Source organism: Kitasatospora purpeofusca, assembly GCF_034043715.1.
In the GTDB taxonomy this organism is placed as follows: domain Bacteria; phylum Actinomycetota; class Actinomycetes; order Streptomycetales; family Streptomycetaceae; genus Kitasatospora; species Kitasatospora purpeofusca_A.
In genome coordinates this window covers 35,885-53,628 of the sequence record NZ_JAXCLC010000009.1, presented here as the reverse complement: position 1 = coordinate 53,628, position 17,744 = coordinate 35,885, and the positions used below count along the sequence as shown (strand labels likewise).

Here is a 17,744-nt window from a genome sequence, read left to right as displayed (position 1 = left end):
TGTGAAGGAGAACCGATGACCACCCCGGGAGCACACCCCGCGCGCCGCGTCACCACCATCGCGGACGTGGCCGAGGCGGCCGAGGTGTCCCGGCAGACCGTCTCCAACACGCTCAACGCCCCGCACCGGGTCCGCCCCGACACCCTCGCCCGGGTCAACGCGGCGATCGAGCGGCTCGGGTACCGGCCCGACCAGTCCGCCCGGTCGCTGCGCACCGGCGAGCGCCGCACCATCGGCTACCTCGCCCCGGTCGACGACCCCTTCGACCCCAACCCGCTGATGGCGGGCTTCCTCGAAGCCCTCGTCGACGCGGCCGGGGCGGTGGGCCACCACGTGCTGCTCCTCCGCGCGGCGGCGGGGGAGCAGGACGTCCGGGCGGTGATCGACGGCGTGGTGGCGGCCCGTCAGGTCGACGGCCTGGTCCTCGCCGACGTCCTCCCCGACGACCCCCGCGCCGCCCACGCGGCCCGGGTCGGCATCCCCTTCGCCGCCTTCGGCCGCACCGGGCCCGGACTCCCGCAGCACTGGGCCGACATCGACAACGCGGCCGCCACCGCCGAGGTCGCCCGCCACCTCGCCGCCCGCGGCCACCGCCGGGTGGCCTTCGTCGGCGCGGCCACCGCCCTGCCGTGGCTGGCCGCCCGCCGCGAGGGCTTCCACCGCGAGGCCGCCCGCCTCGGCCTGTCGCTCGCCCCGACGGCCCCCGCCGGGGGCCTGCGCGCCCTGCTGCGCGACCCGGACCGGCCGACCGCCCTCGCCGCCGACAACGACCTCGCCGCCCTCGACATCTACGAGGCCGCCCGCGCGGAGGGCCTCCAGGTCGGCCGCGACCTCGCCGTCACCGGCTTCCACGACACCCCCCTCGCCCGCCACCTCCACCCGCCGCTCACCTCGCTCCGCCTGCCCCTGCGGACCATCGCCACCACGGTCGTCGCCCGGCTGCTGGCCCAGCTGCGCCCCGACGGCCCGGCCGGGGCCGAGGGGGTCGAGCTGCCGGCCGAGCTGGTGGTGCGGGAGAGTTCGGCGGGGGCCGCGCCGGGGAGCCGGGGCTGACCACCGGACCCCGGGGTGCGGGCGCCGCCGCCGGGCCGGACGCTCCCGCCGTCGGGCCTGACTTCCCTGCCGGCGGGCCGGACTCTCCCGCCGCCGGGCCGGACGCTCGCGCCGTCGGGTTGGACGCTCCCGCCGTCGGGCCGCGTCACCGGACCGGAGTCCCCCGCCGTCAGGCCGCGTCGCCGGCCCGGAGCTCCCGGGCGATCTGGCGGCGGCCGGCGATCAGGGCCTCGGCGAGCACGCCCGCCGTGACCAGCGCGGTCAGCGCCAGCGCCGGCGGGAGCACGGCGCCGAGTCGGACCGGCAGGCCGGGCGGGACGTCGGTGCCGAGCAGGGCGGACAGGTCGAGCGCCGGGCCGAGCAGGACGACGGCGGCGAGCGAGGCGAGCAGGCCGCCGGCCGCCGCGAGCAGCGTCTGCGGCAGGGTCTCGACCAGGATCAGCGCCAGTCCCTGACGGGGGCGCAGCCCCATGGTGCGCAGCCGGGCCAGCGCGGCGGACCGCTCGGGAGCGGCGCGGACCAGCGTGAGCAGGGCGGCGAGCAGGGCGAACGCGCCCGCGCCGGCGGTTCCGACCCGGAACACCAGGACGGCGGCCTGCCGCAGCGGGTCCTCGGTGAGTTCGGCGGTGAGCGCGGCACTGGTCTTCACCAGGTAGCCGTCCGGGATGTCGGCGGGGCCCGGGCCGACCACCGGGACGCCGGTCCGCCGCGCGGTGTCCGCGACGATCGGGTGCACGGGCAGGTCGCGGGTGAGCGACCGGACGGCCGTCTCGTCGATGTCGCCGACGGCGAACCAGTGGCCGTGGTCCGCGAGTCCGGGCACCCGGGCGGTGGCGGGCCCGGCCGGGAGGACGATGAACGGGTGGGTGGAGTCGCGCAGCGCCGGGGTGGCGTCGATCGTGCCCGCGTACTGGGCGCGCAGTTCGCCGGTGCTGGTCAGGTAGATCCGCTCCGCCCCGGCCCGGCCGCCGAGTTGCTCGACCAGTCCGCGCGAGTACAGGGCGGGGACGGGGACTTCGCGCGCGTCCGGTCCGGTCGGACCGTCGGGGGCGGCCAGCAGCGCCGGGTCGAAGGCGCCGCGGCCGACGGACCGGGAGATCTCCGCGTAGGCGGTCGGGTCGACGACCACCAGGCTGATGGTGAGGTGGCGTTGGCCCGGGCGCAGCACGGCCGCGTCGGTGAGCAGGGTGACATCGGTGGCGGCCCGGACGCCGGGCAGCCGGTCGGCCTGCTCGCCGAAGGAGTCGGCCAGGCCGAAGCCCTTGGGGGCGCTCACCATGACGTCGCCGCCGGTGGCCAGGCGGGCCTCGCGGGTCCGCCCGGAGTCGACGGCCTCGATCACGTCGGCGCCGAACCCGGCCGTGGTGACGGCGAGCAGCAGCGCGAGCGTCGGCAGGACAGCCGGGCGCGGACGGCCGCCCGCGCCGCGCGCCGCACCGGCCAGTCCGAGGAAGCCGACGGCGCCGCGCCGCCGGCCGACCGCGCGGGCGAGGGCGCCGATCAGCGGCGGCTGGATCCGGGCCAGCAGCAGGCCGGTGCAGAGCGCGATCAGCAGCGGGGCGGCGACGAGCAGCGGGTCGATCCCGGCACCGGGCGGGGCGGCCCCGCGCCGGCGGACCTCGACCACCGCGGCGGCGGTCAGCAGGAGCAGGCAGAGTTCGCCGACGAGCCGGCGCGCGCCGCCGCGCCGGACCGCCCGGCGGGGGGTCAGCAGCACCAGGGCCCGCGCCGGGAAGGCCAGCAGCGCGCACAGGGTGGCCGCCACCGCCGCGGACAGCGCGGCGCCCCAGCGGGGGGCGGGCAGCAGCAGGAGGGCGAGCAGGGCCCCGAGGGCGGCGCCGGGCAGGACGACCGCGGCGCCCTCGCCGAGCAGCCGCCGCAGCACGTCCCGGCGGGAGCCGCCGCGGGCCTGGAGCAGCAGGAGTTCGGGGCCGCGCCGGTCGGCGGCCAGTGCGGCGGCCAGGCCCAGGACGACGGTGACGACGCCGACCAGCCCGGCCGGGCCGAGCGCGGCCAGCGGGGCGGCGGCGTCCCGGCGGGCGGTGGCCAGCGTGAAGAGGTCGGGCAGCGAGGAGAAGGTGCGCAGGTCGGTGCGGCCGGTGGCGGCGGCGAGGTCCGCGGCGGTGGGGCCGCTCAGGTAGCTCGCGAGTTCGTGGGCGGCGTCGGGCAGCCGGTCGGCGCGCAGCGAGTCCGGGTCGACGGGCAGCCGCCAGGAGAGCTCGCCGCCCTTGGCCCACTCCATCAGCCGGGGCAGCTCGTCGCCGCCGGTCAGGCCGACCGCACTCCAGTAGCGGCGCCACTCGATGGTCTCCGGGATGTCCAGGCAGGGCCGGCGCAGGCAGTAGAGGTCGGTCCAGTACGGGTCGCTGTCGTCGTTCACCCGGAAGGTGCCGACCACCTCGGTGTCCGGCGACGGCTTCATGCCGGGCTGGAGTTCCTCCGTCAGCACGTCGCCGACCCGGATGTTGAGCTTCTCGGCGGTCGGCTCCGCGACCACGATCGGCAGCGGCCGGCCGGGGGCGGCGGTCGGCCAGCGGCCCTCGGCCAGGGTGGCGTGCTCGGAGAGCCCGGCCAGGTGGCGCAGGCCCAGGACCGGGGACGGGCCGTCGGGCCGCGACAGCTGAGGATTGCCGAGGGGCTTCGGGCGGACGCCCCGCACGCCGTACACCGGCCCGCTCGCCGAGACGCGGAACTCCCCGCCGGTGCGGGCGGTCAGTTGGGCGGCGACCGAGGCCAGGGTGGCGGAGTCGTCGTCCGGGCGCAGGTCGGAGCGGCTGACCAGGCTGGTCGCGCCGATGCCGCGATCGCGCAGGAAGTCGTGCAGGGCGGCGTCCTCGCCGCGGTCGACGCCCCGGGGCAGTCCGGCGGAGAGCAGCACCACCACGAACACCAGCACGCCGTTGAGCAGTGCCGTCCAGGGCGCGGCCCGGAGCCGGGTGCGGACCCACCGGGCGGGCCGGTGCCCGGTGCGCACCGGGGGTGCGGTGGTTGCTGCCGCCGGGCCCTGCATCCGCGTTCTCCCGCCCGCGCCCGTCCCTGCGGGCGGGCGGTCGCCGATCCCGGCGCCTGGTGACCGGATAGCGGACGATGCTGTCAGAGCGGCGGACGCCGCGGAAGGTCCGTTCGGGCAGACCGCGGGGGCGTCCGGGCCGCCGGGGCCTTGTCGGTGCCGCGGGCTAGGTTCTGAGGTGTCGCCGGGCGCCGCGCCCGCAGCACCGACACACCCCCGTCACGCCCGTGCCCGGAAGGGGCCCACACCATGTCAGCCACTGCCACCGACTCGCAGTCGACCTACCTGGAGCTGTCCGAGGACAGCGGCAGCGCGCACAAGTTCTACGAAGTCCTGGTGGCCGGCGTGGACGTCACCGTCACCTACGGGCGGATCGGCGAGAGCGGCCAGACGAAGACCACCGCCTACCCCACGCCGGAGAAGGCCGCGTCGGCGGCCGCCAAGAAGATCGGCGAGAAGGTCCGCAAGGGCTACGCCCCGGCGGTGCGCGGGGTGCGCGAGCGGCGGTCGGTGACGCGGCGGGCGATCGTCAGCAGCCGTTCGACGGCCCGGCAGGCCCCGGTGCTGTGGCGGTTCCGCTCCGGCGCGGCGGCGTTCGGCATCTTCGTCGGCGAGGAGCACGCCTGGGTGGGCAACGAGCGCGGCGACGTCTACACGCTGACCCACGACGGCGCGGTGACCGGCCGCTTCGGGCTGCCGGACGGCGTCAAGTGCATCGTCGCGGACGACTGGTGGATCTACGCGGGCTGCGACAACGGCAAGGTGTACGACCTGGGCGGCAAGGTGCCGCGGGTGGCGTACGAGATAGCCGAGGACGTCGACATCTACTGGCTGGACATCCACGACGGCGTGCTCGGCGTGGCCGACGCGCGCGGCGGGATCACCACCGTCGACCACGAGGACGAGTTCCAGTGGCGGCGCTCGGCGGAGGGCACCGACGGCTGGATGGTGCGCTGCGACAACGACGGTGTGTACCACGGTCATTCGCGCGGCGTGAGCCGGTACGCGGCGCGCGGCGGCGCCCCGGTCTGGCACACCCGCACCGACGGGGCGGTGCTGTTCGGCTGGCAGGAGCGGGAGGAGGTGTTCGCCGGCACCTCGCGCGGCTGGGTGCACCGGCTGCGCAAGGCGGACGGTTCGGAGACGGCCCGCTACCGCTGCGACGCCGCGGTGTTCTCCTGCGCGGCCTCGCCCGACGGCCGGTACGTGTTCGCGGGCGACAACCACTCCTCGGTGTACTGCTTCGACGCCGACGGCACCCGGCTGTGGAAGCTCGGCACCGGCTGCGGCTCGGCGTACAGCATGCAGTACCGCGACGGCCGGCTGTACCTGGTGACCACGGACGGTTCGCTGGTCTGCCTGGACGCGAGCGAGACGGCGGTGCGCGCGGCCGAGGAGGGCCGGCTGCCGCGGGCCGCCGAGGTGGACGGCAGCGGCTGGACGGCGGCGGTGGCCGGCGCGGAGATCGAGTCGGTGGCGGTCGGTTCGGCGGGCGCCGCGGGCGGGATCGAGGTGGAGTGCGTGCGGGACGGCGCCCGGCTGCGGGTGCGGGTGGTCTCCCCGGGCTACGACCCGGCCCGCCGGGTGCAGTTCCCCAAGGACATCCGGGTGCCCGGCGCGCGGTACCTGGTGGCGGAGGTGCTGGAGTCCGGCAGCGGCTCGTTCTACCGGGCGCGGGGGGACATCAAGCGGCTGCTCTGAGTTCTCCTGACGGTCTCTCCGTTCCCGTCGGGAGACCGTTGACAGCCCGTCGCGGGCCTCGGTGTAATGCGGGTGCGATACGCACGCGCGGCATACCGACCGACCGTTTCGGGCTGTTCCCGGGGAAAGCAGGGCGTCATGAGCGTGGACACCGTGGCTGTCGAGAATTCGGCGGGATCGGCGGGATCGGCGGGATCGGCGGGATCGGCGGATTCGGCGGATTCGTCGGAGGCCGCGGCGTCCGTGGCTTCCGGCGGGCCGGCGGCGGGTGCGGTGCCCAACTCCCGGATGGCCGCGCTGTACCAGCGCGACCTGGCCTGCCAGGGCCTCGGGATCACGCTCGACGAGGTGTCCACCGGGCGGGCGTCGATGCGGATGACGGTGGCCCCGGCGATGGTGAACGGGCACGGCACCGCGCACGGCGGCTACCTGTTCCTGCTCGCCGACGCGGCGTTCTCCTACGCCTGCAACAGCTACGGCCCGGTGACGGTGGCGCAGGCCGCGCAGGTGAACTTCCTGGCGCCGGCCGCGGTCGGGGACGAACTGGTGGCGGAGGCGGTGGAACGCACGCGTTCCGGGCGCACCGGCATTTACGACGTGACGGTGCGGAATGCGGCGGAAAAGGTGATCGCGGAATTCCGGGGCCAGAGCGTGATGCTGGCCGGACAGCCGCACACAGCCTGAGGACGAGGACGAGGACGAGGACGAGGACGAGGGCGAGGACGGGCCGGGGGATCCGCTTCCCCCGGCCCGCCCGTCCGTTCGCGGGCCGCCGGATCAGGCCGGCGGGCGCTCGTCCACGACCTGCTGGAGCTTGCCGGTGCGCGGGTTGGTGACCAGCTCGGCGCGGGGCACCCACTCCACCCGGAGGTCGTGGATCACCCCGGCCGCCACGTCGTCCGGGTAGAGCGGCCGGGCCCGGTACACCGCCTCGACCAGCTGCTCGGCCAGACCGGCCGGGGGCTCCTCGGTGTAGCCGAGCCGCAGGACCAGCCCGTCCTTGCCGTCCCAGCGGCGCTGCACCATCTGCATCCCGGAGATCACCTGCTCCGGGTCGTGGGCGAGCAGGACGGTGCGGATCTCCTCGGTCGGCATCGCCACGGTGCCCACCCGGGCCCCCTCGACCGACCGCCCGACCAGCCGGAACCGGCCGCGCTCCAGGTCGACCCACTCGGCCCGGTCACCGGTCGGGTAGCGCAGGATCGGCATCAGGGTCCGGAACAGGTTGGTGACCACCACCCGGCCGGGGACGCCGAGTTCGGTGATCGGCGCGCCGGTCGTGTCGTCGACCAGCTCCACCACCGTCCGGTGCGGGAACGCCTCGTGCACCCGGACGTCGTCGCCGGGCACCGGCGCGCCGACCAGGCCGGCGTCCACCGAGGCGTAGCCGATCGAGGCGACGGCCGCGTTGGGGAACGCGCGGGACAGGATCGGCCGCAGGTCGGCGAAGAGCAGGTCCCCGCCGAACAGCAGGAGTTCGATCCGCTCGGCGACCTGCCCGTGCTTGACCAGGTGCTCGGCGACCGAGCTGAGCTTCATCGGCTCGCCGGCCAGCACGTCCACCCCGAAGTCGGTGATCAGCGCGGCGATGTACGCGTCCGGTGCGGCGCCGACCGGCAGCCGGACGTTGTCCACCGGGGCGTGGTGCAGGGCGTTCTCGATGTAGAGGAAGCCGCCGTACAGCTCGCCGGCCCAGAACAGGTTGGCGACCCGGTGCCCGGGCTTGAGGCCGGCCTGGACGAGGCCCGCGCCGAAGGCGGTGACCGAGTCGGCGTGCTCGGTGCGCGACCAGGGGGAGAACTTGGGGACGCCGGTGGTGCCGCCGGTCTTGTAGACGCCGCCGTCGAGCAGCGGTCCGGTCAGCAGGCGGTTGTCCGGCCAGGAGTTGGCGGCCCAGAACGCGGTCTGCTCGATCAGCGGGAGCTGCGAGAGGTGTTCGACGCGCTCCGGCAGGTCCCGGTAGAGGTCGGCGTAGAAGGGGGAGTTGCGGCGGGCGAAGTCGATCAGCTCGGGCAGGGGTTTGGCGGGCATGGCAGGGCTCCTGACGGTGACTCAGCTGGGGTCGGGACGGCCGATCCAGGTACGGGCGAGGGTCTGGACGGCCGAGCCGTCCGGGTCGGCGAGCTTCTGCGCCAGGTAGTCGGCGGCCCAGGCGTTGGTGGCGACCCGGAAGGCGGGCCGCTCGGCGCGCAGGGTGCGCACCACGACCTCGGCCACCTCCCTGGCCGGCTGTCCGGCGGCCTCCCAGCCCTGGCCGCCGACCCAGGCGAGGTAGTCCTCGAAGGTCGGGGCGTAGGGTCCGGAGGCCGCCCCGATGGTGCGGCGGTCGATGTCGGGGAAGATCCCGAACCGGGTGTCCGGTACGAAGCCGGGGACGACGACGGAGACCCGCACGCCGTGCGCGCCGGCCACCGGGGCGAGGCTCTCCATGAACCCCTCGACGGCGGCCTTGGCAGCGCAGTAGGCCTCGTTGAACGGCTGGCCGACCACGCCGTGCACGCTGCCGATGGTGACCAGCCGGCCGCCGGAGGCGCGCAGCAGCGGCAGGGCGGCGCGGCTGACGCCGATCACGCCGAAGAAGTTCACCTCCAGATTGGCCCGCAGCGCGGCGTCGGTGGACATCTCCAGGGTGGGGTCGAAGTTGGACACGCCGGCGTTGTTGACCACCGCGTCCAGCCGCCCGTGGGTCGCGGCCACGCCGTCGACGCAGGCGGCGACGGAGGCGGCGTCGGTGACGTCCAGCCGGCGGACGTCCAGCTCGACCCCGGCCTCCCCGGCGGCCTTCCGCAGGTCGTCGGCGCGGTCCGGGTCGCGCAGGGTGGCCACGGTGGTGAACCCGGCCCGGGCGGCGGCCACGGCGGTGGCCAGGCCGATGCCGGAGGAGCAGCCGGTGACGAGCAGGACCTCGCCCGCCGGTGCGGCGCTCACGGCGTGCTCTCCGTCAGCTCGGGCTCGGCGTCGGCCGGTCGCGGTTGCGCCTCGCGGGCGGCGGCGTCCAGCCGGGACTGGATGCCGAGGGCGGGCAGGAAGGAGCAGGCGGCCAGCAGGGTGCCGCCGGCCATCACCCAGCGGGCCGCGTCCAGGATCCCCAGCGGATCGGTGAGCGCGGACACGGCGAGGCCGCCGACCAGCGCGGCGAGCGGGATCACGCCCCAGGTGACGGTGCGGAACGCCGCGTGCATCACGCCCTGGTGCTCGGCCGGCATCCGGGACTGGCGGGTGGGCGCGCTGCACACGTTGATGCAGGACATGAAGAAGCCGTAGCAGCCCATGGTCACCGCGATCACGAGGACGGCGGGCAGCGTCGGCGCCGCCAGCACGCCGAGTCCGACCAGGCAGTGCAGCAGCAGCGACCAGGCCAGGGTGCGGCCGAGGCCCAGCCGTTGGCTGATCCGGGGGGCGACCACGGCGCCGGTGAGCGCGCCGACCGCGCCGACCGACATGGCGGCGCCGAACTGGCCGACCGAGACGTCCAGGCCCCGGTAGGCGAGCACGGGCAGCACCGTGACGAAGATCGGCCCGCCGGAGTTGAGGGTGACCGCGGCCAGCACCACCCGGCGCAGCACCGGGTCGGCCCAGTTCATCCGGAAGCCGGCCGTCAGCCGCTCCCAGACGGTGCCCTCGACGGCCGTGCGCTCGCCCCAGGGCGTCATCCAGCGGAAGCAGGTGGCGGAGATCAGGTAGCTGGCGGCGTCCACCACCAGCGCGCCCACCCCGAGCGCGCTGTAGAGGCCGGCCGCGATCGAGGGCCCGGCCACCTCGGCGACCGAGTTGCTGCCCTCGAGCCGGGAGTAGGCGCGCACCATCCGGTCCTCGGGGACCACCGCGGGGACGGCGATCAGGTACCCGACGTTGAAGAAGATGGTGGCGCCGCTGATCACGGCCACGCAGCCGAACAGCAGCGGGGTGGAGAGGAAGTCCAGCCAGTACGCGAGCGGGATCACCAGGACGGCGGCCAGCCGGAGCAGGTCGCAGACCAGCATCGTGCGGCGGTTGTCCCAGCGGTCCACCAGCACGCCGGCGACCGGGCCCAGCAGCGGGATGCCGAGGTACTGGGCCATCGCCACCACGCCGACCTGGAGGGCGGAGGCGTGCAGGACGAAGATCATCAGGGTGGGGACGACGAACACGGTGATCCGGTCGCCGACCACGCTGACGGTCTGGCCGGCCCAGAACAGGTTGAAGCCGCGCCCGAGGTCCTGCGGCTTGCGCGGCTTCACGAGGACTCCTCACGGACGACGAGGGAGGCCGTCTTGCCGGTGCGGTCGTTGCTGACCAGCGCGTCGACGACCCGGACCGTGACGTGCTCGGGGTCGTGCTGGAACGCGGTGCTGAGGGTGAACGTCCCGGCCAGCAGTTCGGCCCGAAGCGCCGCCGGGTCCACCCCGGCGGCCGGGTCGGCCAGCAGCAGCACCTCGACCCCGGTGGCCCGGCCGCCGTCCTCGGTGACCACCACCTGGGCCCGGGCGACCCCCGGTTCCCGCTCGGCCCGGGCGACCAGCTCGTCCACGTGCAGACCGAGGCCGCGCACCTGGACGACGTTGTCCCGCCGCCCGAGCACCCGCATCGCGGCGCCCGGCCGGCCGCACGGGCAGGTGGTCAACCCGCCCGCGTCCCCGGTGCGGTAGCGCAGCACCGGGTTGAGCATCTCGGGGTCGAGGGTGGTGAAGTCCAGCAGCCCGTCCGGACCGGCGTGCACCAGCTGGGTGGGCAGCGGGTGGAAGGTGTCGGCCGGGCAGTCGGGCGTGTTGGTGCCGACCACCCAGGTCTCGGTGGAGCCGAACATGCCCCAGCGGCGGGCCTGCGGCGCGACCACCGCGAGGTCCTCCTCCAGCTGCGGCTGCCAGGCCTCGCCCAGCCACAGCACCTTGCGCAGCGAGGGCAGCTTCAACCCGGCCGCGCGGGCGTGCGCGAACCAGAGCCGCAGCACGCTCGGGGTGCCGCCGATCGCCGTCACCTCGCGGTCGGCGAGGAAGGCCAGCCAGTCGGGGTACTCCTCGCGGGTGATCGAGCCGAGCGCGATCACCCGGCAGCCGGCCCGGTCGGCCAGCGCGGCGGCCAGGAAGTGCGCGCCCCACATCCGGCCGGCGCCCCAGGCGTTGGCGAACACGTCCTCGCGGTCGAGCACCGGCCAGTGGGCGTGCACCCCGGCCATGTAGAAGCCGGTCGGCGCGTAGCCGACCTTGGGCGCGCCGGTGGAGCCGCCGCTCTGGAACAGCCAGGTGGCGGCCGTGTCGGAGCGCGGCTCCAGGTGGGCGAGGGCGGTGTTGAGGTCGTCCTTGAGCAGCGGCGGCAGTGCGGCCAGCTCGTCCAGGGTGCGGACGGCCGCCGGGCGGTCGGCGTAGCGCGGGGCGAGTGCGGGTACCGTCCGCAGCCGCTCCAGGGTGGCGGCGGCGACGGTCAGTCGCGGTTCGGCCGCGTCCGGCGGCAGGGAGAACGCGTCGGTCATCGGGCTTCCGATCGGGGGGCGGAGATCGTCGGGGCGGAGATCGTCGGGGTGGAGCTCGGTGCGCGGTGCGCGGCGGGTGCGAAGAGGCCGGCGGGTGCGGACGGCGCGCCGTTGGCGAGCCACTTGGCGTGGGCGTCCCGGTAGGCGGTGAACCGGGCCCGGGTGATGTCCCGCTGGAGCACGCGGTCCGGGTCGGTGAAGTCCGGGGCGATCACGCCGTCCGGCTCCAGCTCCGAGAACCAGTACTTCTCGCCGTCGTACAGGAAGTCCACGCAGAAGAACGGGATCGCCAGCTTCTCGGCGAACCAGGCGGTGGCCTCGGCGAGTTCGGGCGGGATCGGCGGGAACTCCATCGTCCCGCCCCGGCTGGCGTTGGCCACCGGCGAGCCGGCCTCCGGCACCCGCCGCATCACCGCGTAGGGCTCGCCGTTCACCACGTACACCCGGTAGTCGACGGTGCCGTCGCCCAGGTACGGCTGGGCCACGAGCGTGGTGTCGCCGCCCTGGGCGAGGCTGGCCAGGCCGCGGATGTCCTCCGGGCCCCGGGCGAGGTTGATCCCGCCGCCGCCGCACCAGCCGGCGGGCTTGACGATCGCCGGGTAGGTCAGCCGGTCGAGCGCCGCCTCGTAGTGGTGCTTGGCGACGTCCCGGCCGGTGCCGATCCGGATCGACGGGATCGGCGGCACCGGCGAGCCGGCCAGGTGCAGCACGGTGGCCACCTTGTCGTTGCCGATCAGCGAGACGTACGGCGGGAACGGCAGGTAGAACCCGGCCTGCTCCAGCACCGCGTACAGCGAGTACTGGTTGAAGATGTCCATCGACTGGTACGGCAGCGAGTACAGCGCGGTGACGAACAGGGTGTCCTGCGGGGTCACCGGCTCCTCGTCCACGTACACCACCGGGTGGGCCGGGTCGGTGGCGTCCACGGTGACGGCGTCCGGAGAGTGCCGGCACCAGGTGAGTCCCAGTTCCTCGGCGATCTCGGAGTAGAGGTCCCAGAAGTAGTGCCGCCACATCGCGGTGGTCCGGGTCGACTCGCGGTCGGGGAAGATCCAGCACATCCGGCGCAGTGGGCCGAGGTCCTGGGGGTCGGTCTGCTGCGGGTCGGCGGGTGTCGTCACCGTGCTGCTCCTTCCTGCGGGGCCGGTGTGCCGGCGGCGGCGCGCGCGGCCCGCTCCGTCCACCAGCGGCGGCCTGACTCGGGGAGGGTGTCCACCGGGTCGTAGTAGGGGTGGCGGCGCTCGAGCGGGTCGTCGCCGGCCGGCGCGGCGCCGTCCGAGCGGGCCTCCAGCGCGGTGCGGTAGTTCTTGGTCCAGTACGAGATGCCGCGTTCACGGTCGTACGCCACGGCCTGGTGCACCCAGCGCTTGCCGAGGTGCGGCACGTCGCAGACCAGGCGCGGGGTGGCGTAGCCGGGCAGGTAGCCCATGATCGCCTCCTGGAGGTACTGGGCCCGGTGGACGCTGGTGCGCCAGTGCTCGGCGTTGGGGATCATGTCGCAGAGGTAGAAGTAGTAGGGGAGGATGTTCGCCTCGCCCTGGAGGGCGAAGCAGAGGTCCAGCAGGTCCTCCGGTGTGTCGTTGACGCCGCGCATCAGCACGCCCTGGTTGCGCACGTCGCGCACGCCCGCGTCGAGCAGTGCCCGGGCCGCCTCGGCGACCAGCGGGGTCACCGAGCGCACGTGGTTGGCGTGGGTGTGCACGGCCAGGTTGACGGCCCGGCCGGCGGCGACCGTCGCGACCCGGTGCACGCCCTCCAAGACCTGCGGCTGGAGCCAGTGCTGCGGCAGGCCGACCACCGCCTTGCTGGCGAGCCGGATGTCGCGGACCGACTCCAGCTCCAGTAGCCGCATCAGGAAGGACTCCAGCTGCGGCCACGGCACGTTGGCGAGGTCGCCGCCGGAGACCACCACGTCGCGCACGGACGGGGTGCGCTTGAGGTAGTCGAGCATCTGCTCCTGCCGGTCGGCCGGCCGCAGCACCAGCCGGGCCTTGGTGACCTGGGGGGTGGAGGTGCCGACGAGGTCCATCCTGGTGCAGTGCCCGCAATACTGCGGGCAGGTGGAGACCAGTTCGGCCAGCACCTTGGTGGGGTAGCGGTGGGTGAGGCCCTCGACCACCCACATCTCGGCCTCGTGCAGCGAGTCGCGCTCGGCGTTCGGGTGGCTGGGCCAGCGCGGGTGCCGGTCGGCGAGCACCGGCAGCATGTAGCGGCGCACCGGGTCGGCCAGGAACTCGGCGGTGAACGCCGCCGGGGTGGTGGGGGCGTGTGCGGCCATGGTGTTCAGCAGCTGCGGTGGCAGCAGGATCGGCATGGTCGCGAACTCCGCCTGGTCGGCGGCTAGTTGCTCGTAGAACTCGGGTGTGAGCAGATCGCCGACGACCGCCCGGAGCTGGCGGGCGTTCTTGACGCAGTGCGAGCGCTGCCACTGGGCGTCGCGCCACTGCGCCTCGGTGACGTCGCGCCAGCCGGGCAGCCGGCGCCAGTCCGGCTCGACCAGCCGAGTCCGGACGTACTGGTACGGCTGCGGGGGTGGGGGCGGGACGGGTGCGGCCGGTGCCAGTGCCACCGGTGGCGGTGCCGCCGTTGCTGTTGCTGCCGTTGCTGTTGGTCCCGGTGCGGGGGCGGTGCGCGCGGGGGACACGAGGTGATCGGTCATCCCGGTGCTACTGGCCGGTGAAGAGGGTCGCGAAGCGGGTGCGCAGTTCGCGCTTGAGCACCTTGCCGGTCGGTCCGAGCGGGAAGTCCGCCGCAGTACGGGCGATCCGGACGGCGGCCAGCGCGGCCAGCCCGGCCCCGGCCAGCGCCTTGTTGGCGGCCTCCAGGACCTCGTCGGCGGCCACGGACTCCGCGTCGTGCTGCAACTGGACGACCGCGATGGGGCGTTGCCCCTCCCCGGCGGCGCCGGGCACGCCGACCACCGAGCAGTCCCGGACCAGCTCGGCGCAGTCCGCCAGCAGCACCTCCTCGACCGGCAGGCTGTAGACCGGACCGGCCGAGGTGTCGATGACGTCCACGGTGCGGTCCAGGTGGTAGAACCGGCCCTCGGCGTCGCGCCGGGCGAGGTCCCCGGTCAGCCAGTAGCCGGCCAGCTCGAAGCTCTCGGTCAGCCGCGCGTTGTTCCAGTAGCCGGGGGTCCGCGAGGGCGAGTCGATCGCGAGCAACCCGACCGTGCCGTCCGGCAGTTCGTTGCCGTCCTGGTCCAGTACCGCCGCCCGGCGCACCACCTCGAGCGGTTTGCCGACGCAGCGGTCGTTGCGGACGCTCTCCGGCGTGGTGACCTGGCCGAACAGTGCCATGCCCATTTCGGAGGAGCCCAGGCCGTCGACGAACTGCGAACCGGGCAGAGCGGGTTGCTCGGCCTTCTCCTGCGGCAGCAGCCAGGGCCGGATCAGCCCGGCCGGGCGCTCGCCCAGCCGCACCAGCCGGCGGATGTGTCCGTAGTGCGCGCTGTCGCCGGTATTGAACCAGGAGTGCACCTTGGCCGCGCCCGCCACCGGCAGCTCACCGGTGGCGAGTTCGACAAAAGTGCGCGGGAAGGAGGCGACCATGGTGGGCCGGAAGGCTTCCATCACCGGCTCGACCACCGAGCGGCGCCAGTCCGCCATCACCACGGTCGGCAGGCCGAGCAGGGTCGCGGTGAGGAAGTAGCTGAGGCCGCCGGCGTGGGTGTGCGGCATCAGCGACATCAGCCGGTCCTCCGGTTCGGCCGGGAAGCGCACCATGCGCGGCTGCTTGCCGTCCCAGAACTGCCGGTGCGCCAGCATCGTCGACTTCGGCGTGCCGGTGGTGCCGGAGGAGTGGATCAGCGCGACCACGTCGTCCGCCGCGTGCCGGTACGGGTACTCGGCGGGCAGGCCGCCGGAGGCGTCCGCGTCGAAGGCCTGGACCTCGGCGGCGAGCGCGATGAACCTCGGGCGGCGCTGCGGGTCCTGGCGGTAGGCGGCGGCGAGGCGGGTGGTGTCGTCACCGACCACGCCGACCACGCCGACATGGTTGAGGTAGCGGACCATCACGTCGTGCCGCATGGCGTCGTTGACCAGGGTCGGGACGGCGCCCAGCGCGGTGAGCGCGAGGAAGTGCAGCAGCGGCTCCAGGCCCTCGGCGATCACCACCGCCACCGGCTCGCCCGGGCGCACGCCGTTCGCGTGGTACCAGGCGGCGTAGCGGTCGCGCAGGGCGGCGAGGTCCTGGAGGCTGTGGCCGCGCAGCACCACCGCGCCGCGGTGGTCGAGGTGGTGGCTGTAGGCGAACGGGACCGCGCGGTTGGGGTTCACCGCGAGGGCGTGGTCGAGGAAGTTGCCGGCCCCGAGGCCGGGCTCGGCCATCAGCCGCTCGCGCGCGGCGAGCGGCGCGACCGGGGAGGGAGCGGTGGGCGCGGCGGCGGACGGGCCGCTGTCCGGGTGGGAACTCTCGTCGCTCATGGCGGTCTCCTGAGGGGGGTGGCCCGCGGTTCTCGTGGAACGGCGCGCGGGCTGCGTGGTGAGGGAGAACAGGTGCGGGCGGGTGCCGGGGAGTACGGGCGGTGCTGGTGGTGCTGGTGGTGCTGGTGGCGCTGGTGGTTCGGCGGCGCTGGGCGGGGTCAGACCTCGGCGGTTCCGGCGGTCGCAGCGGTTCCGGCGGTCCCGGTGCTCTCGGCAGTCCCGGCGTCGAGGATCTCCGCGACGACCCGGTGGCCGGAGCGGATCGCGCCCTCCAGCAGGCCGAAGAACTCGGTACTGGTCTCGGTGCCGGCCCAGTGCACCCGGCCGTGCGGCGCGGTCAGCGCCGGGCCGAGCCGCGACCAGTCGCCGGGCCCGAACAGTGCCGCGTAACACCCCTTGCTGTAGAGCTCGTTCACCCAGTCGGTGCGATGGAAGCCGATCGGCTCGGGCAGCATCGGGAACAGCGAGGCGGCCTGCTCGACGGCCGCCGCGCGCTGCTCCTCCGGCCCCAGGGCCGCGTAGCGGTGCGCCTCCGCGCCGGTGACGAAGCCGGTGAGCACGCCGACCCGGGAGCCCTCCGGCGCGTCGGCCGGGGAGTCGTCCACGGTGGAGAGCAACGGGCCCCGGGCGTTGACCGACCAGCCGGAGAGCCCGTGCTCGCGCCAGACCGGCGACGGGTAGACCAGGTGGACCTTGACCGCGCAGCCGCGTCCGGTCCGCTCGCCCGCGCGCGGGGCCGGCCGCACGGGCCGCAGGTCGAGCGACTCGGCGAGCAGCGGCGGCAGCGCCACCACCGCGACCTCGGCCCGATACGCCGCGCCGGCCCCGGTGTGCACGGTGACACCCTCGCCGTCCTGGACGACGGACCGCACCGGTTCGCCGAGCCGCACCGAGCCGGGCCGCCGGTCCGTCAGCCGGGCGGCGAGCCGCTCGCACAGCAGGTGCGCGCCGCCGGCGACCCGGTCCTCCTGGGCGCCGCCCTCGAAGGCGTTCAGATAGCGCAGACCGCCGCCCGAGCGCAGGTAGAAGGCCATGTGCAGGACCGAGACGTCGGCCGGGTCGGCGGCCATCATCTCGCCCAGGAAGAGCGGGAAGAACAGCCGGGCGTCCGGGTGGTCCAGCTGCTGTTCGGCCCACTCGGCGGCGGTGAGTGCGTCCAGCCGTTCGGCGTCCGGGGTCAGCCAGGGCGCCTCGGGGTCGACCTGGGCGGTGAGTTCGGCGAGCCGGTCGAACAGCTCGCCGAGCGCGACCGCGTTGAGCGGCGGGAACCGGCCGTCCCGGGTGGCGAGTTCGCCGTCCGCGCCGGTGGCGGGACCGAGCGCGAACCGGCTCGCGCCGAGCATGGTGGTGGGCGTGGTGGCGAGGCCCAGGTCCTTGATCAGCGCCAGGAGTTCGGTGTGCTTGGCGCCGAGGTAGGCGGCGCCCGCGTCGATCCAGGCACCGGGCGCGACCTCGATCCCGTGCGTGCGCCCGCCGACCCGTGGGCGCGCCTCCAGCACGGTGACCTCCACCCCGCGCGCCGCCAGTCCCTCGGCGGCGGTCAGGCCGGCCAGTCCGGCGCCGATCACCACGGCGGAGGCCACCCGGGCGCGGCCGGTCGTCGTGGGGCCGGTCGTCGTGAGGCCGGTCGGTCCGGAGCCGGTCGTCGTGGGGCCGGTCGGTCCGGAGTCGGGCGTCGTGGGGCCGGTCATCCCGCGGCCGCGATCAGCTCGACCAGACCGGCCGGGGTCGGCGCGAGCACGAAGTCCTCGAAGGACAGCTCGACGCCGTACGTCCGGGCGACCGCGCTCAGGACGCGGGTGGCGATGAGCGAGTCACCGCCCAGGAGGAAGAAGTCCGAGTCCGCCGCGACGTCGTCCGTCTCCAGGACGCGGCGGAAGATCGCCACCAGGCCGTCCGTGTCGGCGGGGGTGGTGTCTACGCTGCTCAACGAGGGTCTCCTTTGAGAATCGGGGTGCGGTGCGCCGGTGGGGCACCTGGTGCGGGGGCGGCCGTACGGGTTGGCCCCGGTGGGTCCGGCGGGTGGTACGGCGGACTGCCGCGGCTCCGGCTCATGGGTGGGCCGGGCGGCGGACGGCGGTACTGGTTGCCGGGCCCGCTGGTACCG

13 protein-coding genes are annotated in these 17,744 nt (G+C 75.0%); 3 read left to right on the top strand and 10 right to left on the bottom strand.

The features are described from left to right. The first annotated feature begins 15 nt into the window (after positions 1-15). Positions 16-1,053 (top strand): LacI family DNA-binding transcriptional regulator, encoded by a 1,038-nt coding sequence (locus SM793_RS07095; RefSeq protein ID WP_320437172.1) that lies wholly within the window; start codon positions 16-18, stop codon positions 1,051-1,053. 169 nt (positions 1,054-1,222) lie between these two features. Here SM793_RS07095 and SM793_RS07090 read toward each other — a convergent pair whose 3' ends face one another. Then, positions 1,223-4,063 (bottom strand): hypothetical protein, encoded by a 2,841-nt coding sequence (locus tag SM793_RS07090; RefSeq protein ID WP_320437171.1) that lies wholly within the window; start codon positions 4,061-4,063, stop codon positions 1,223-1,225. 249 nt (positions 4,064-4,312) lie between these two features. Between SM793_RS07090 and SM793_RS07085 the strand changes: the two genes are divergently transcribed. Together SM793_RS07085 and paaI are read left to right on the top strand one after the other, a co-directional pair. Next, on the top strand, positions 4,313-5,764 hold the full coding sequence (locus SM793_RS07085) for a WGR domain-containing protein (protein ID WP_320437170.1): 1,452 nt from the start codon (positions 4,313-4,315) through the stop codon (positions 5,762-5,764). Positions 5,765-6,052: 288 nt separating this feature from the next. Then, a complete protein-coding gene (paaI, locus tag SM793_RS07080) occupies positions 6,053-6,448 on the top strand; it encodes a hydroxyphenylacetyl-CoA thioesterase PaaI (protein WP_320437169.1) in 396 nt (131 codons plus the stop codon). 93 nt (positions 6,449-6,541) lie between these two features. Here paaI and SM793_RS07075 read toward each other — a convergent pair whose 3' ends face one another. The 9 genes from SM793_RS07075 to SM793_RS07035 form a co-directional block, all read right to left on the bottom strand. Continuing rightward, on the bottom strand, positions 6,542-7,795 hold the full coding sequence (locus tag SM793_RS07075) for a phenylacetate--CoA ligase family protein (protein ID WP_320437168.1): 1,254 nt from the start codon (positions 7,793-7,795) through the stop codon (positions 6,542-6,544). Between the two features lie 21 nt (positions 7,796-7,816). After that, positions 7,817-8,692, bottom strand: a complete 876-nt coding sequence (locus SM793_RS07070) for an SDR family NAD(P)-dependent oxidoreductase (RefSeq protein WP_320437167.1) — start codon at positions 8,690-8,692, stop codon at positions 7,817-7,819. Then, positions 8,689-9,984, bottom strand: a complete 1,296-nt coding sequence (locus SM793_RS07065) for an MFS transporter (RefSeq protein ID WP_320437166.1) — start codon at positions 9,982-9,984, stop codon at positions 8,689-8,691. Before SM793_RS07065 ends, SM793_RS07070 begins: the two co-directional genes overlap by 4 nt. Beyond that, the gene (locus SM793_RS07060; RefSeq protein ID WP_320437165.1) at positions 9,981-11,213 is read right to left on the bottom strand and encodes a phenylacetate--CoA ligase family protein; all 1,233 of its coding nucleotides are present in this window, start codon (positions 11,211-11,213) and stop codon (positions 9,981-9,983) included. The genes SM793_RS07065 and SM793_RS07060 overlap by 4 nt, the downstream gene beginning before the upstream one ends. After that, positions 11,210-12,334, bottom strand: a complete 1,125-nt coding sequence (locus SM793_RS07055) for a hypothetical protein (RefSeq protein WP_320437164.1) — start codon at positions 12,332-12,334, stop codon at positions 11,210-11,212. The genes SM793_RS07060 and SM793_RS07055 overlap by 4 nt, the downstream gene beginning before the upstream one ends. Further along, positions 12,331-13,782, bottom strand: coding sequence for a lysine 2,3-aminomutase (locus tag SM793_RS07050; RefSeq protein ID WP_320437163.1), 1,452 nt, complete (start codon positions 13,780-13,782; stop codon positions 12,331-12,333). Before SM793_RS07050 ends, SM793_RS07055 begins: the two co-directional genes overlap by 4 nt. A gap of 97 nt (positions 13,783-13,879) precedes the next feature. Next, the gene (locus SM793_RS07045; protein WP_320437162.1) at positions 13,880-15,637 is read right to left on the bottom strand and encodes a class I adenylate-forming enzyme family protein; all 1,758 of its coding nucleotides are present in this window, start codon (positions 15,635-15,637) and stop codon (positions 13,880-13,882) included. 158 nt (positions 15,638-15,795) lie between these two features. Next, positions 15,796-17,328, bottom strand: coding sequence for a flavin monoamine oxidase family protein (locus SM793_RS07040; RefSeq protein WP_320437161.1), 1,533 nt, complete (start codon positions 17,326-17,328; stop codon positions 15,796-15,798). Continuing rightward, positions 17,325-17,567 carry a phosphopantetheine-binding protein gene (locus tag SM793_RS07035; protein ID WP_320437160.1) on the bottom strand — a complete coding sequence of 81 codons (243 nt, stop codon included), beginning with the start codon at positions 17,565-17,567 and terminating at the stop codon, positions 17,325-17,327. The genes SM793_RS07040 and SM793_RS07035 overlap by 4 nt, the downstream gene beginning before the upstream one ends. Between the last annotated feature and the right edge of the window lie 177 nt (positions 17,568-17,744).